This window comes from Priestia sp. ABM2_011 (assembly GCF_056158845.1).
Window position 1 is genome coordinate 1,582,054 of record NZ_JBSWUB010000001.1, and the last position, 14,976, is coordinate 1,597,029.

At 39.0% G+C, this 14,976-nt stretch carries 10 protein-coding genes, 1 tRNA gene and 1 pseudogene; 10 read left to right on the forward strand and 2 right to left on the reverse strand.

All coding sequences use genetic code 11. The features are described 5' to 3' along the window. Positions 1–22: 22 nt before the first annotated feature. The 6 genes and pseudogenes from ACXAE4_RS08295 to ACXAE4_RS08320 all read left to right on the forward strand — a co-directional run bounded on the left by ACXAE4_RS08295 (position 23) and on the right by ACXAE4_RS08320 (position 7,746). A complete protein-coding gene (locus tag ACXAE4_RS08295) occupies positions 23–1,297 on the forward strand; it encodes an ATP-binding protein (RefSeq protein ID WP_028415039.1) in 1,275 nt (424 codons plus the stop codon). A gap of 146 nt (positions 1,298–1,443) precedes the next feature. After that, positions 1,444–2,459, forward strand: a pseudogene (locus ACXAE4_RS08300) (LacI family DNA-binding transcriptional regulator). A gap of 87 nt (positions 2,460–2,546) precedes the next feature. Then, positions 2,547–4,667, forward strand: a complete 2,121-nt coding sequence (locus tag ACXAE4_RS08305; protein WP_289578300.1) for an amylo-alpha-1,6-glucosidase — start codon at positions 2,547–2,549, stop codon at positions 4,665–4,667. 72 nt (positions 4,668–4,739) lie between these two features. Further along, positions 4,740–5,981 carry an ABC transporter substrate-binding protein gene (locus tag ACXAE4_RS08310; RefSeq protein WP_165636141.1) on the forward strand — a complete coding sequence of 414 codons (1,242 nt, stop codon included), beginning with the start codon at positions 4,740–4,742 and terminating at the stop codon, positions 5,979–5,981. Between the two features lie 23 nt (positions 5,982–6,004). After that, complete coding sequence (locus ACXAE4_RS08315) at positions 6,005–6,907, forward strand: carbohydrate ABC transporter permease (protein WP_098113586.1); 903 nt, start codon at positions 6,005–6,007, stop codon at positions 6,905–6,907. Between the two features lie 17 nt (positions 6,908–6,924). After that, a complete protein-coding gene (locus ACXAE4_RS08320) occupies positions 6,925–7,746 on the forward strand; it encodes a carbohydrate ABC transporter permease (RefSeq protein ID WP_014458643.1) in 822 nt (273 codons plus the stop codon). 109 nt (positions 7,747–7,855) lie between these two features. On the opposite strand, the gene ACXAE4_RS08325 is transcribed toward ACXAE4_RS08320, so the two are convergent. Then, positions 7,856–8,776: a TetR/AcrR family transcriptional regulator gene (locus ACXAE4_RS08325; protein ID WP_028415034.1), complete on the reverse strand. Its 921-nt coding sequence runs from the start codon at positions 8,774–8,776 to the stop codon at positions 7,856–7,858. A gap of 265 nt (positions 8,777–9,041) precedes the next feature. Between ACXAE4_RS08325 and ACXAE4_RS08330 the strand changes: the two genes are divergently transcribed. Continuing rightward, entirely contained in the window at positions 9,042–10,565 is a 1,524-nt protein-coding gene (locus ACXAE4_RS08330) for a DHA2 family efflux MFS transporter permease subunit (RefSeq protein WP_028415033.1), read from the forward strand. A 32-nt stretch (positions 10,566–10,597) separates the two neighbouring features. On the opposite strand, the gene ACXAE4_RS08335 is transcribed toward ACXAE4_RS08330, so the two are convergent. After that, on the reverse strand, positions 10,598–11,650 hold the full coding sequence (locus ACXAE4_RS08335; protein WP_108674290.1) for an aromatic ring-hydroxylating dioxygenase subunit alpha: 1,053 nt from the start codon (positions 11,648–11,650) through the stop codon (positions 10,598–10,600). 210 nt (positions 11,651–11,860) lie between these two features. Here ACXAE4_RS08335 and ACXAE4_RS08340 point away from each other — a divergent pair. The 3 genes from ACXAE4_RS08340 to ACXAE4_RS08350 all read left to right on the forward strand — a co-directional run bounded on the left by ACXAE4_RS08340 (position 11,861) and on the right by ACXAE4_RS08350 (position 14,672). Further along, a tRNA-Thr gene (locus tag ACXAE4_RS08340) sits at positions 11,861–11,933 on the forward strand. 265 nt (positions 11,934–12,198) lie between these two features. Beyond that, positions 12,199–13,149, forward strand: coding sequence for an ABC transporter ATP-binding protein (locus ACXAE4_RS08345; protein WP_014458647.1), 951 nt, complete (start codon positions 12,199–12,201; stop codon positions 13,147–13,149). After that, positions 13,149–14,672, forward strand: a complete 1,524-nt coding sequence (locus tag ACXAE4_RS08350; RefSeq protein WP_154973198.1) for an ABC transporter permease/substrate-binding protein — start codon at positions 13,149–13,151, stop codon at positions 14,670–14,672. Before ACXAE4_RS08345 ends, ACXAE4_RS08350 begins: the two co-directional genes overlap by 1 nt. The last annotated feature ends 304 nt before the right edge of the window (positions 14,673–14,976 follow it).

The following is a 14,976-nucleotide window of genomic DNA, read 5'->3' on the forward strand; positions in this document are numbered from 1 at the left end:
CATTTGAAAGACCGGTGAATGCATGAGTTTTGTTACGAAAGATTTGTTAATTAATTTTTTATTTATTTTATTGGCGCTGTTTTTAGTGCAGATGTTTTATTTGATCAAGTATGCTAAAAAAGTTCATTGGTGGAAAGATCACTATATCGCGGTATTTCCGATTTTAGCTATTACCTTTTGCCTTTTGTTTCCGGTTAACGGAGCTTATGTCCCGGATGACTATCGAATGGATTTACGAAGAATTCCTTATATTTTAGGAACGTTATATGGAGGCTGGCCGCTAGGAAGCTTGCTTTTTGTCTTTATTTTACTGCTGCGCTTGCTAATTGGCGGGTACGATGTAGGATTTTTATCAACATTAATTGCTCTTCCGATTTTATCCATTCCTTTATTTTTCATAACAAAATACTTTTTACATTTCTCATTAAAAAATAGAATTATCGTGAGCACCTGTCTTAGTGTAATTGGTTCTTTATTAGCTATGCTTGTATCTATTTTCGTCTTACACGTAACAAGCATTCCTATTAGCGTGTGGGTTCAGTTCGCTGTTTTAGATGTGGCAGGCATGTTTGTGATTACCATACTGTGGGAAGCGATACGGGCAAATTTATTAGTGCTGCAGCGCCTGATGAAAGCAGAAAAGCTAGAAATTGTCAGTCATTTAGCCGCCAGCATCTCTCATGAGGTGCGAAATCCTCTAACTGCAAGCAGAGGATTTATGCAAATGCTGCAAGAAGATGAAAAAGAACCTGCTAAAAAACGCTACATTTCGATTGCGATTAATGAACTAGACCGCGCAAAAGAAATCATTGATGATTACTTGCTATTTGCCAATTCCGCTCCAGAACGAAATGAAAAAATGAATATGTCAGAAGAAATTCATCACGTCACCCATATTATGACGCCTCTTGCCAATATGAACGGAGTCGCGATTGATTTTACATTCGATGAAGAAGTGAAGTTCTTCGTAATGGGAGAAAGAAGAAAGCTTCAGCAGTGTCTAATCAACTTATTTAAAAATAGTATTGAAGCCATGCAAAACGGAGGCACGTTAACTATTAAAGTAGGAAAAGAAGGCGGAGTTGTGATCGTTGATATTATGGATACAGGCTGCGGTATGACGCAAGAACAAGTCAACCGGTTAGGCGAACCGTATTTTACAACAAAAGAAAAAGGTACGGGGCTTGGAACGATGGTATCTTTCAGTATTATTCATTATATGAAGGGAAAAGTAAGTGTGTCTAGCGTAAAAGGAAAAGAAACGTGCTTTTCACTTCAATTTCCTCTTTGTGAGTAAAGAGCAGCTTTAGGGCTGCTTTTTTTATATGCAAAAATTTTAAAAATAGATAAAAGTAAACTGATTATTAAAAAAGTATTGAATTTAAGAAATGAAAGCGTTACAATCTATTTAAAGTTATCCGAAACGTTTTGGAGGAATTTTGATTGACAACGATTAAAGATATAGCGCGAGTTGCCGGCGTATCTGTAACAACGGTGTCTCGGGCTTTAAATGGTTATTCAGATGTAAATGAAAAAACAAGGCAAAAGATTGCAGCCGTAGCAAGAGAGCTGGACTATAGCCCCAATACGTTAGCTCGAGGATTGGTTATGCAAAAGTCAAAGACAATTGGACTACTAGTTTCAGGCATCAGCAGAGAGAGCGTAAAAGATAATTTCACGTTTGAAGTATTGTGCGGTGTAAATGAGCGTGCATCTACTTTGGGGTATGACTTGATTTTATTTAATACAAACACGATGATGCAGCGAGAAAAAACGTATACTCAGCTTTGTCGAGAGCGAAGAGTGGACGGGGCAATTATTCAGGGCATCAAAAAAGAGATCCTTATTTAAAAGAAGTAGTAGAAAGCGATATTCCTTGTGTTTTAGTTGATATTCCCGTCCATTCTAGTTCAGTAGGCTATGTCACCACCGATAATGCCTTGGGAGCTAAAAAAGCGGTTGAACATTTAGCGAGTCTTGGCCATCAGCATATTGGGATGATTAACGGACATGAAGACGCATTTGTCAGCCAAGAACGTCTCAACGGATACAGACAAGCCCTCAAAGAATGCGGTTTGTCGTTTCGGTCTGAATGGGTTGTAAGCGGAAAGTTTGAAGAAAAGAAAGCAGAGAAAGCTGCCAGTGAGCTTTTAAATAAGTATGAAGAGCTCACCGCTATTTTTTGTGCAAGTGATTTAATGGCACTGGGAGCATTAAAAGCATGCAAAGAACTTGGCCTTGATGTACCAAAAGACGTTTCGATTGTCGGATATGATAATATTGTTCTTGCTTCTTACTCGTCTCCAAATTTGACGACTGTAGGGCAGGAAGTATATCAGATTGGCTATGAAGCTGCAGATTTACTAATTGAGATGCTAGAAGGAAAAGAAACAAATATGAAGCGTTATCTTGATACACAGCTGATTATTCGAGAATCAACAGCTAAAAACCACGGCTAGTGGTTTTTATATAATGTAAAAACCGAAACGTTTCGGTTTTGTGTTTCGTTTTTCCAAAACGTTTCGGTGAAATTTAGGGGGATGGAAATGGATTACCGTGTGATTAAAGAAAATGACTTATTTTTACTAACAGATCAAGCAGGAAATATCATTGAAAACCATCAGTATGGTTTAGGGCTATATATGAAAGATACGCGTTTTTTGAGCAAATTTCATTTGAAAATTAACGGTACAGATCCTGTGTTATTGTCCTCAAGTGCCGACGAAAACCTGTTAGCCACAATTCTTCTTACTAATCCGCATATGGAAAAAGAAGGAGAACTATCGCTGTGGCGAGAGTCTGTAGAAATAGAAAGAAAGCGCTTTATATATGAGGGTATTTTCTATGAAAAAATAAAATTGAAAAGTTATTTTCCTAAAAAAATTGCTTTTACATTAAGTATCCAAGCAGATGTCGATTTTAACGATATGTTTATCGTAAGAGGTTTTCAAACTGGAAATGTCGGAAAACGAACAGGGCAAATAAAAGGGGAAAGCAGTTTAATATATACATACGAAGGATCAGATGATATCAAGCGTTCGACACGGATTTCTTGGGATAAAAAAGCCTCACACGTGTATGAACAAGGAGAGGTTATGTTTTCTTTCGAACTGAACCATCAGGAAGAAGAAGAAATTACATTAATGGTTCAGCCGCAAATAGGCGAAGACATCAATGAAAATATTTTATCAGCTGGTGAAGCATTTAGTTTACTAACGCAGTCATATAAAAAGTGGGAAAAATCTTCTACAAAAGTGACAACCGATCATCCGACAATGCAGCGCCTTATTACAAGAGGACTTAACGACCTGCGCGTACTGCTAACGGATGTAGGATTCGGTGCTTTTCCTGTAGCTGGATTGCCTTGGTTTGGTGTGCCATTTGGAAGGGATAGTCTAATTGCAGCGCTTCAAATGCTGGCTTTTAATCCGGAAGTAGCAAAAGGAACGCTACGTACTATGGCAGCATATCAAGGAACGGCAAATGATCCATGGCGTGATGAACAGCCGGGTAAAATTATGCATGAAATACGTTACGGAGAACTAGCCAACACAAATCAAATACCTTTTACTCCATATTACGGAACAGTTGACGCGACACCATTATTTTTAATTTTGTTAACGGAATATGTGAAGTGGACGGGAGACTTCGAGTTTGTAAAAGAAATGCAAATGACTGTCGATGGAGCTTTGACATGGATCAATGAATATGGAGATCGAGACGGTGATTTATTTCTTGAATACCATCAAGAATCAAGTAAAGGAATTGCTAACCAAGGATGGAAAGACTCAGGGGATTCTGTTGTCCATCGCAGCGGTGAATATGCAAAAACTCCTATTGCTTTAGTGGAAGTACAAGGCTACGTATATCAAGCGAAAATGGGTATTGCTTCTTTATATGATCAGTTAAACAAAACAAATGAAGCAAATAGTTTACGTGAAGAAGCTGAGCTGCTGCGTAAAAAGTTCAATGAAGCCTTTTGGATGGAAGACGTGTCATTCTATGCCATTGCACTTGATGAACATAAACATCAAGTAGGAACGATTACGTCAAATCCAGGTCATGTACTTTTAGCCGAGATGATGGATGAGGAGAAGCTGAACAAAGTAGCGGAAAGGCTAGTATCAGAATCTATGTTTTCGGGATATGGAATTCGTACAATGGCAGAAGGAGAAGCGGGTTATAATCCAATGAGTTATCATGACGGGAGCATTTGGCCGCACGATAATAGTTTAATTGTTCTCGGTTTGAGTAAAGCGAACAAGCAAACAGAAGTCAATAAAGTGATAAAAGGGCTGGTTGATGCAGCTGAGCATTTTGAATACGACCGTCTTCCAGAGCTATTCTGCGGCTATTCAAGTAACCTTGGCAAGCCTGTCAAATATCCCGTTGCCTGCTCACCTCAAGCTTGGGCAGCCGGCACGCCTTTAGCTTTCGTACAGGCGATGCTGAGACTGTTTCCTGATAGTACAGCAGGTACTATACAGATAAATCCTTTGCTCATAGACGATATGAATGAAATCTCTGTAGAAAACCTTGGGATTGGCAGTGGGAAACTTTCATTAACGGTTAAAAAAGAAGAAAGCGAAACTATTATTTACGTGAAAGAAAATACGACAAAATACGAGCTTCTATCTCAATGTAAGGTAAGAAATTATGTAGGTTAATGTTACTTCGACCTCGGTTTATTAAGCGTCAATTAATAAGCCGCAGGTCAATGAAATGAAAGGAGACAGCTAATGAAGAAGTGGATACTCGCTTTAAGTTTGGTTCTGGCAGTGGCTGGAGCAGCTTTAACTGGATGTTCAAATGTACAAGAAGTTTCCGGGGAAAATGGTCAAGTCGAAATTGTATTAGCCGGCTGGGGAGGCAACCCAACAGAGACGAAGCTGCTTAATCAAACTATTCAAGACTTTGAAAAACTCCATCCATCAATTCATGTGAAGCATGAAGTAATCACTGATCAATACATGGATATTTTAAAAACGCGTTTAATAGGTGGAAATGGTCCAGATGTTTTTTATCTTGATGCACTTGAAGCGCCGGGTCTTATTAATACAGGGGTTTTAGAACCTTTAAATTCTTATGTAAAATCTGATTTTGATGTTCAGGATTTTGAGAAACCATTATTGAAAGCGTTTCAAAAAAATGGAGAGACTTATGGTTTTCCGAAAGATTACTCCACATTAGGCTTATTTTACAACAAAAAGCTATTTAAAGAAGCAGGAGTAGAAGTACCAAAAACATGGCATGAGTTTAAAGAAGTTTCAAAAGTATTTAAAAAGAAAGGGATTCAAGCGTTTGGTGTCACGCCGGAATTAGCGCGTATCTTCTACATGGCGCAGGCAAACGGAGGAGACGTTGTAAAGAACAATAAGGCAAACTTTGCTACGAAAGAAGTCGTGGATTCTCTTCAGCCGCTCATCGATCAGCATTTAAAAGATAAAACGTCTGTACAGCCCTCTGATGTAGGCGCAAATTCAGGTACGGACATGTTTGCACAACAAAAAGTAGCTATGGTGATTGAAGGGAATTGGATGATTCCATTTTTACAGGAGTCCTTCCCAAAACTTGATTACGGTACAGCGGAAGTTCCGACAATAAACGGTCACAAAAATACGATGGCATTTACGGTCGCGTATGTAATGAATGCTGACTCAAAAAAGAAAAAAGCATCTTGGGAGCTCATTCAGTACTTAACCGGGAAAGAAGGAATGGAAACTTGGACAAGCAAGGGTTATGCATTGCCAACAAGAAAATCCGTAGCGGATAAGCTTGGTTTTGCTGAAGACGAAAAACGAGGTCCATTAGTAAAAGGAGCTGCTTATGCAACTGTCTGGCAAGATGGTCCGTATTTGCCTATTATCATGAATAACTTTAATAACCAGTTTTTAAGCGCCTTTTTGGGACAAAGTGATTTAGAAACAGCTTTGAAAAAAGCACAAAAGCAGGCAAATCAAGAGATTAGTATTTATGAATAAGGCTTGGCGGGGGAGTGGAGGAAATGAAAGACGGAAAAATACGAACGTACAAACCTCGTGATGTAGGGCAAGGATATGCTTTTATGACACCTACACTGTTTGTACTATTGCTGTTTGTTATTGCACCTATTTTTTATGCCATCTTTTTGTCTTTACATAAAGTTCAATTGCTGGGAGGAACTGAGTTTCATTTTCGAGGGCTTGAGAACTACATGAAGGTTCTTGAAGATGACAAAGCTAAAATTGCTCTTTGGAATACGGTGAAGTATGTAGTAATTGTTGTACCGGTACAAACCGCATTGGCACTTATACTGGCGGCCACATTAAATGCAGGGCTAAAAGCAGAAAAAGTTTTTCGCATTATTTATTTTTTACCTACACTTACATCATCGGCTGTATTAACGCTTATTTTTATGTGGATGTACAATCAAAATGGAATTGTGAACGAGTTTTTAAAGTTTGTTGGTCTTCCAACTTACAATTGGCTTGGAGATCCTCAGGTCGCTTTGATTGCCATTATGATTATGAACATCTGGGCAACAGCTCCATTTTTTATGGTTATTTATTTGGCAGCTTTGCAAGACGTACCAGATTCGCTTTATGAAGCAGCTCAGTTAGATGGGGCTAATGTGTTTCAACGGTTTTGGCATATTACAGTTCCGAATCTGCGACCGGTTACATCATTCGTAGTGATCATGGGACTGATTGGTACGTTTCAGTTATTTGATCAATCGTTTATTTTCTCAGGAGGTTCAGGAGGTCCTAATAACTCGACTCTGACTGTTGTTCTGCTTATTTATCAATATGCATTTAAAAATTTAGGTACTATGGGGTATGCTGCAGCACTAGCCTTTATGCTGGCGCTCGTGATTTTGGTGGCAACGGTTATTCAGAGAAAGTTTTCAAAAGAAGAAAGTATGTACTAAGGGGGGGGAAGAAAAAGATGAAGAAAAAAACAGGAGTCCTCATTTTATATACGATTTTAAGCATATACGCGCTGATTACTCTGATTCCATTTATTTGGGCGCTGTCCGCTTCTTTTAAAACGCTAGAAGAAATTGTGTCAGGTACGGTGAACTTTATTCCGAAACACTTTACGCTAGACAATTATAAACAAATTTTTGTGGAACAAAAGCTGTTCCCTCGCTGGATGTTTAATAGCTTATTCATTGCCGTAGTAGGAACAGCTCTGAATTTGCTATTTAACTCAATGGCTGGTTATGCCCTTGCACGCCTCAGTTTCCCGGGAAAGAAAAGTTTATTTATTATTATTTTAGCGGTGCTTATGATTCCTGGACAAGTAACGATGATTCCTAATTTTTTAATTTTAAAAGAGTTAGGCTGGTTAAATACCTATCAGGGAATGATTGTACCGGGAATGGTAAATGCGACTTTTATATTTATGATGCGTCAATTTTTTATTAATTTCCCAAAAGAGCTTGAAGAAGCAGCGGAGTTGGATGGGTTATCGAAGTTTGGAACATTCTTCAAAATAGTCCTTCCACTTGCAAAACCTGCCTTAGCAGCACAAACGATTTTTGTATTTATGGGGTTTTGGAATGATTTTATGAAGCCTTTAATTGTGATGTCTGATGAAAATATGTTCACGTTGACTTTAGGCCTTAACACATTTAAAGGTCAGTATATCAGTTATTGGAACTATATTATGGCAGCTTCCATGGTTTTTACACTTCCAATTTTGCTCATTTATGCGTTTTTTAACAAATATTTCATTAAAGGAATTTCGTTTACTGGAGGAAAATAAAAAAGAGGCTGGGATAAAAGTATTTTAGTTGGAATTACAAACGAACGATTAATTAAAAAATCATAATCGTTCGTTTTTTGTTGTTATGGTGAGCGTGAATTTCATATGTTTAGTTGCTTCTAGCTGTTGATTGAAGTTCACTCACATACTGATCAATCATCGTTTGCAGTTCCTCTAGGTTCGTTTTACGGTTGTTAACAGGCAGCTGCTTTAATGAATGAAGGGCACTATCCACAACAAACTTGCGTGGATTCGATTGTTTAAACATCTCTTCTTCAATAAAACTAATAAGCTCTGTGCATTTTTGACGTTCGAATTCATCCGTAAATTGTTTGTGAGCTTGCTTTTTTAAATCGATAAGTGCTGCGGAAATGTCCTGTTCTATTTGATTTTTAGTATTTGGGCAAGATGGAAGCCATTCTTTGATCGTTTGCGGATCGAGCAAAATGTCTCCTGAACTTGCTACTTCGTCTACAAGAGGAAGCAGACGCTTAACGCTGTAAGTTATAATCTCATGGGGATCAGTATTTGTACCGTTGACCATAAAATTATAGTGAAAGTTGCGGTGAAGCATGCCAAGAAACATAATTGCACAATCTAGCAGATAAGGTTTCTTTTCTTGTCCAAATAAATCAATAAACCGTTTGTAGAACCAGTTTACTTCAATGAACTGGGTTTTTTTTATGTATGCTTTTAAATCAGGATCATTAGAAACAAATACTTCTTCAAGTAACGTAAAAAATTTATGTTTGTGATGGTTTTTCATCTGCGCATCGATCTGTTTAATAAATACATCTACATCGGTCAGACTTTTACCAACCAGCAGCTGATTGCGCTCTTGTTCAATGGTCGTATGAAGCCATGTAAAAACAGCGATTAATAATTCATTTTTTGAAGAAAAATAGTTGTAGAATGTTCCTTTTGAAATGCCGCTATAATCAATGATGTCTTGAATAGAAGTAGCTTGAAATCCTTTTTCAACGAAGAGATGGTGTGCATTTTTTACAACTTGCTGTTTTCGATTATTCATTATTATCACCTAAATGTAAAATTAGACTCATGGTCCAACTTTATGATACATGATTTAAAGCGTTTACACAAATGTTCTTTTCAGAAAACTGAACGATATCACGACAATATATTGGTATAAAAGGATTATAGGACTAAAAAAGTTGAGAAAATAAAGAACGTGAACGTAAGATTTTTCACTTGCATAAATTGAACTCACAGTATAATATACTCTATGTAGAACACGTGTCTAAAAAAATGAACCTAAAGTATAAGGAGGTACAATAATGAGTCGATCGATAAATCAAATGGAAAAGCCGCCTTATGGCATAATTGCTATTTTGTTAATTGGCGCTTTTATCTCATTATTGAATGAAACGTTATTAAATGTGGCGCTGCCGTCTATTATGAAAGACTTAGATGTGACAACGTCAACTGTCCAGTGGCTTTCTACTGGTTATATGTTAGTGAATGGTATTATGATTCCAACTACCGCTTTTTTAATTCAGCGCTATTCTGTCAGAGGCTTATTTTTAACGGCGATGACTTTATTTACAGCAGGAACAATACTTGCAGGTGCTTCGCCAGTATTTTCTGTGTTGTTAACCGCTCGTATTATTCAAGCGTCAGGCGCAGCTATTATGATGCCGCTTTTAATGAACGTATTGCTCACAAGTTTTCCATTAGAAAAACGCGGAGCTGCGATGGGGATTTTCGGTTTAGTTATGATTTTTGCTCCGGCAATTGGTCCTACATTATCAGGATGGCTAATTGAACACTATGAGTGGAGAATGCTGTTCCACCTTGTTACGCCAATCGCAGCCATTGTATTAATAGGCGCTTTCTTCCTATTAAAAGACAAAAAAGAAAAAGTGGAAATCAATTTGGATTTTTTATCCCTTTTGCTATCTACAATTGGATTTGGCGGACTTCTATACGGGTTTAGCTCAGCAGGGGATAAAGGCTGGGATTCTGTGGAAGTATACGGTACCATTATCGTAGGAGCTGTGGCTCTGATTTTATTTATTACGCGTCAGTTCAAGCTTAAAACACCGATGCTTGAATTCCGCATTTTTAAATATCCAATGTTTGCTTTATCATCAACGATTTCGATGGTAATTACAATGGCATTATTCTCAGCCATGCTGCTAATGCCAATTTATGTTCAAACGGTACGAGGCATCTCTCCGCTTCATTCAGGATTACTAATGCTTCCAGGTGCGCTGCTAATGGGTGTGATGTCACCGATTACCGGAAAATTATTTGATAAATTCGGAGCGCGTGCATTGGCTGTAACGGGTCTAACGATTACAGCCGTTACGACGTATTTCTTCAGTAACTTAGAGCTTGATACGACCTATACAACGCTCATTACGCTTTACACGCTTCGTATGTTCGGAATGTCTATGGTGATGATGCCGGTTATGACAAACGGATTAAATCAGCTTCCGCAGCGTTTTAATCCGCATGGTACTGCGATGAACAATACGCTTCAACAAGTATCGGGAGCTATTGGTTCGGCTCTTTTAGTAACGGTGATGTCAAACCGTACAGCTACTCATGCAAAAGAGCTCGCTCAAGATGCAATGAGCGGAGCAGGAGCAGCTAATGCAACCGCAGCCGGGGCAGCTCAAATGAAAGAACAGATTGGGATGCAGGCAATGGTACAAGGGATTAACGATGCGTTTGCTGTCTCAGTAGTCCTAGTGGTGGTTGCCTTAATTCTTTCATTCTTCATGAAACGCGCAACGCCGGCAAGTGAAGATGAAGTGATAAAGGAAAAAGCAGCACGCGAGCAGTTTGCTAAATAAAAAAAATCCCCGCTGAGACAGCGGGGATTTTTTTAGCTTGTATATCTAAAGCTTAAGCCCATTTTCTTTAATAATTTCCGGTAACCGATGGACGTTTGATCAGCCATAATATGCGCTTCCATCTGCAGGTCTAAAGGCAAGTCTTCAGGTTTTTGGTTTTCCACCATTTCACGGTCTTCGTCAAAGACGCGAAGGTTAAAGTCATACACACCTTCAACGGGAGAATCTTTGTCAAAGTTTCGAGCGATTGGCGCGAATAAACGTGTTTCGCGGGCTGAAATAGGAGAGACTGCATTCATAATCCACAGCTCTGCGCCTTCTGGGAAGTATACTTTTAGCGTAGCTGTAAACGGGGGATAAACATCAAAGACGCGAAGCCATTTAAAATCAGTTGGATTTAAATGCTGCTGTTCTTTGGAATAATTGCTCACGGTGCTCGTATATTCTACATGAAGCCCATAGTCTGTATCGCTTACTTTATATTTAGGCACAAAGGCGTTGTTTCGATCACCAAATGTGTCTGTGTGAACCCAAGCAAAATGAGCTACGTCTAAAAAGCCTTCCATTTGACGACCGGCTGAACCCATGATATCAAAGCTCGGACAAACAATTTGCTGAAAATCAGGGTCCTCCCACGCATCGAAATAAGGCAGGTTATCTTGTTCTCCTGTCAGGGACGTCCACACTAATCCATATCGTTCAATAACTGGATAGACGGCCATACAGAGACGGGGAGAAATGTTGGCGTCAGGGTGAGCTGGAATTGACGTGCATGCGCCGTCCGTTGCGTAGCGGAAGCCGTGGTAAGGACAGACAATTTCATCATCTTCCACCCAGCCCATGCTAAGCGGGGTGCCTCGGTGAACGCATAAATCACGTGCCGCTACAACTTTGTGTGTGGTGCGGTATAAAACTAGATTTACATCTAGTAATTTTACGGACGTTGGTTTTTCTGTTACATCACTGCAGCGTGCGACGGGGTACCAATACTTAGCAAGCGTCGTCCAATCTTCCAGGCTGAACGTGCAGTCTCTTGGGTAGGGAGTTGCCGTTTTTGATTTTGTCATGGTTGGTTGTTGTTCCATCTATTTTCTTCCCTTCTTTTGTAAGCTCTTTTACTAAGGGTAATATAAAAAAAGAAAATTCACACAATTTATGTAAGAAGTTCTAACATGAAATATGGAACTTTGTAGAAAGTGCGAATTTCAGAAGACGCAAATTAGAGAATATACCAATAAAAAAATTTAAAAAAGCGCTTCCTAAATAAATTTAAACGTGATATAATTTTCCAAGACGCTGGTGTAGCTCAGTAGGTAGAGCACTTGCATGGTAAGCAAGAGGTCGCAGGTTCGATCCCTGTCGCTAGCATACTCAAAAACCTTCTTTCTTGTTGAAAGAAGGTTTTTTTATTTGGATTGGCTTTAAATTTATTCTCCGAATTATTCTTCCCCGCCTTGTGAAAACTTTAACAGTTTGATAGCCTTATTAGGAGGCTGTTAGAAAACATGTGTATCTTTTCCACTATGTCTTATGAATCATATTTAGAAATATTCTTAAAAGAATGTTTATTGCCTCTAAGTATTGGGTACACGAAACTAGGGGTTAAATTTCAACAGGGAGTGTGAACGATAATTTGATTACGTTTAAGAATGTGTCAAAGCAATATCCAGACGGTACGACCGCCGTGAAAAATATTAATCTAGAAATAAAAGAAGGAGAGTTTTTCGTTTTAATTGGTCCGAGTGGATGTGGGAAAACAACCACCTTAAAAATGATTAACCGTCTTCATGATATTACCGAAGGAGAACTATACATAAAAGATAAGCTCGTATCGGACCACAACATACATGAGCTACGCTGGAACATTGGTTATGTGCTACAGCAGATTGCTCTTTTTCCTCATATGACCATTGCTGAGAATATAGCCATTGTACCGGAGATGAAGCATTGGAAGAAAAACAAAATCAAAACGCGTATTGATGAACTGCTTACCTTGGTAGGACTAGACCCAAAGCAATATCGAAACCGAAAGCCGTCTGAGCTCTCAGGTGGCCAGCAGCAACGTGTAGGTGTAGCACGTGCCCTCGCAGCTGATCCCCCCGTTATTTTAATGGACGAACCCTTTAGTGCCCTCGATCCGTTAAGCCGCGAACAGCTTCAACAAGATGTTATTAGCTTAAAAGAAAAAATCAAAAAAACATTTGTGTTTGTTACGCATGATATGAGCGAAGCCATGACGCTTGGAGATCGTATCTGCCTGATGAAAGATGGGGAAATTGTTCAAGTTGGCACCCCGGAGGAATTCATTCAAAAGCCTAAAAATGAGTTTGTAAAAACATTTATTGGAAATCAAGGAAATGCTTTATTTGAGACATTGGATATGTTTGTCAAAGAAAGTGAACAGCCAGACGTAGAACCTACTGAAGAGCTAGCTTCAACCGCCACTGTTCAGCAGGCAATGGACGCCCTTTACGACCATGAAGCAATAGCTGTGAAAAAAGGGAGCAAACGCATTGGCGTTGTAACGCGCAAAACTCTATTAGCGTTTCTTTCTGATAAAACGAAAGAAGGAGGAACGCTGTAATGAATGCACTAAGCGCATTATTAGATCAACGAGGAGATGCCCTGTTTCAAGCTCTTCTTGAACACATTCAAATTTCAGTACTGGCTCTTGTGATCGCCGTATTAATTTCAGTGCCGCTTGGACTGTACTTAACGAGGCATGACCGCATTGCTGAACCGATCATTGGCGTAACAGCCGTACTGCAAACCATTCCTTCACTCGCTTTATTAGGATTACTGATTCCTCTTGTCGGAATTGGAACCTTTCCCGCGGTTATTGCACTGTTTTTATATTCGCTTCTTCCTATTGTACGAAATACATATACCGGAATTAAAGAAGTGGACCCATCTTTAATTGAAGCATCCAAAGCCATGGGGATGAACTCGTGGAGACGATTAATCAAAGTAGAACTTCCTCTAGCGCTTCCTGTCATTATGGCCGGAATTCGCACAGCGATGGTACTCATTATTGGTACAGCGACAATCGTGGCTCTTATCGGAGCAGGCGGACTCGGAAGCTTAATTTTGCTTGGTATTGACCGAAGCGATAATAGTTTGATTTTATTAGGAGCCGTTCCAGCAGCATTATTAGCGCTTATTTTTGATGGAATTCTGCGAACGATTGAACACTCTGCTAAAAAAGGGTCCAAAAAACGCTCGTTCATCATGATCATCGTATTAGTACTTATTCTTGTTTCTCCGTTTGCAGCGATGAGCGCAACAAAACCAGACCTTGTTATCGGAGGGAAAATTGGCGCAGAACAAGATATTTTAATCAATATGTACAAAGAATTAATTGAAGATCAAACCGATATGAAAGTAAACCTTCGTTCGTCGCTTGGGAAAACGGTATTTGTATTTGAGGCTCTGCGTAACAAGGAAATTGATTTGTACCCTGAATATACGGGGACAGCCATTGTGACGCATCTAAAGGAACAGCCGGACAGCAAAGATGAAACACAGGTGTACAAGCAGGCAAAAGAAGGATTTAAAAAGAAATTCGGGCTTGTCTATTTAGATCCAATGAAGTTTAATAATACGTACACATTGACCGTGACAAAAGAATTTGCCAAAGAAAATAATCTAACGACCATTTCAGATTTGGCAAATGCAACAGATAAAGTAAAAGCAGGATTTACGCTTGAGTTTAAAGATCGTGAAGACGGCTACGTAGGCATTCAAAAAGAATATGGCCTTACTTTCCCGAATATTAAAACGATGGAGCCGAAGCTTCGCTATCGCGCTGTTGAAAAAGGCGATATTAACATGCTTGATGCTTACGCAACGGATCCTGAAATCAAACAGTTTGGTTTAAAAGTCTTAAAAGACGACCAGCAGTTCTTCCCTCCGTATCAAGGAGCGCCTGTACTTCGTGAAGATACGCTAAAAGAGCACCCTGAACTGAAAAAAATCTTAAATCAACTGGGTGGTAAAATCAGTGACGACGAAATGCGTGAAATGAACTATCAAGTAAATGCAAAAGGAAAAACGGCTGAAGAAGTCGCTCATCAATTCTTAGTAAAAAAAGGATTAATTAAAAAATAAAAATGAAGACAAAACGATCCGTACAAAAGTATTTTAGCTAAAAGAAGACCCGAACGATAAATCGTTCGGATCTTTTTATTGGCATGGTGGACGTAGCTTTCATATATGTAGGTGCTTCTAGCAATTGATTGGAGCGCAAGAGGCAATTCATACTCGATCATTTACCCCATTTGTTCTTCTTTATATTGGCGTGATTTCGTTATGTTTCAATCTCTTTTTGCTGTGAGAGAAGCATTAATGAAAATACGATTTTATGAACAAGCTAAAGGTACCAAATTTGTTTTTTGATGGAGAGGAGGCGCCG

Bases quoted from the DNA above. Each gene is read 5' to 3' on its own strand.
- ACXAE4_RS08295 (WP_028415039.1), top strand. From the start codon at position 23: ATGAGTTTTGTTACGAAAGATTTGTTAATTAATTTTTTATTTATTTTA.
- ACXAE4_RS08305 (WP_289578300.1), top strand. From the start codon at position 2,547: ATGGATTACCGTGTGATTAAAGAAAATGACTTATTTTTACTAACAGAT.
- ACXAE4_RS08310 (WP_165636141.1), top strand. From the start codon at position 4,740: ATGAAGAAGTGGATACTCGCTTTAAGTTTGGTTCTGGCAGTGGCTGGA.
- ACXAE4_RS08315 (WP_098113586.1), top strand. From the start codon at position 6,005: ATGAAAGACGGAAAAATACGAACGTACAAACCTCGTGATGTAGGGCAA.
- ACXAE4_RS08320 (WP_014458643.1), top strand. From the start codon at position 6,925: ATGAAGAAAAAAACAGGAGTCCTCATTTTATATACGATTTTAAGCATA.
- ACXAE4_RS08325 (WP_028415034.1), bottom strand. From the start codon at position 8,776: ATGAATAATCGAAAACAGCAAGTTGTAAAAAATGCACACCATCTCTTC.
- ACXAE4_RS08330 (WP_028415033.1), top strand. From the start codon at position 9,042: ATGAGTCGATCGATAAATCAAATGGAAAAGCCGCCTTATGGCATAATT.
- ACXAE4_RS08335 (WP_108674290.1), bottom strand. From the start codon at position 11,650: ATGGAACAACAACCAACCATGACAAAATCAAAAACGGCAACTCCCTAC.
- ACXAE4_RS08350 (WP_154973198.1), top strand. From the start codon at position 13,149: ATGAATGCACTAAGCGCATTATTAGATCAACGAGGAGATGCCCTGTTT.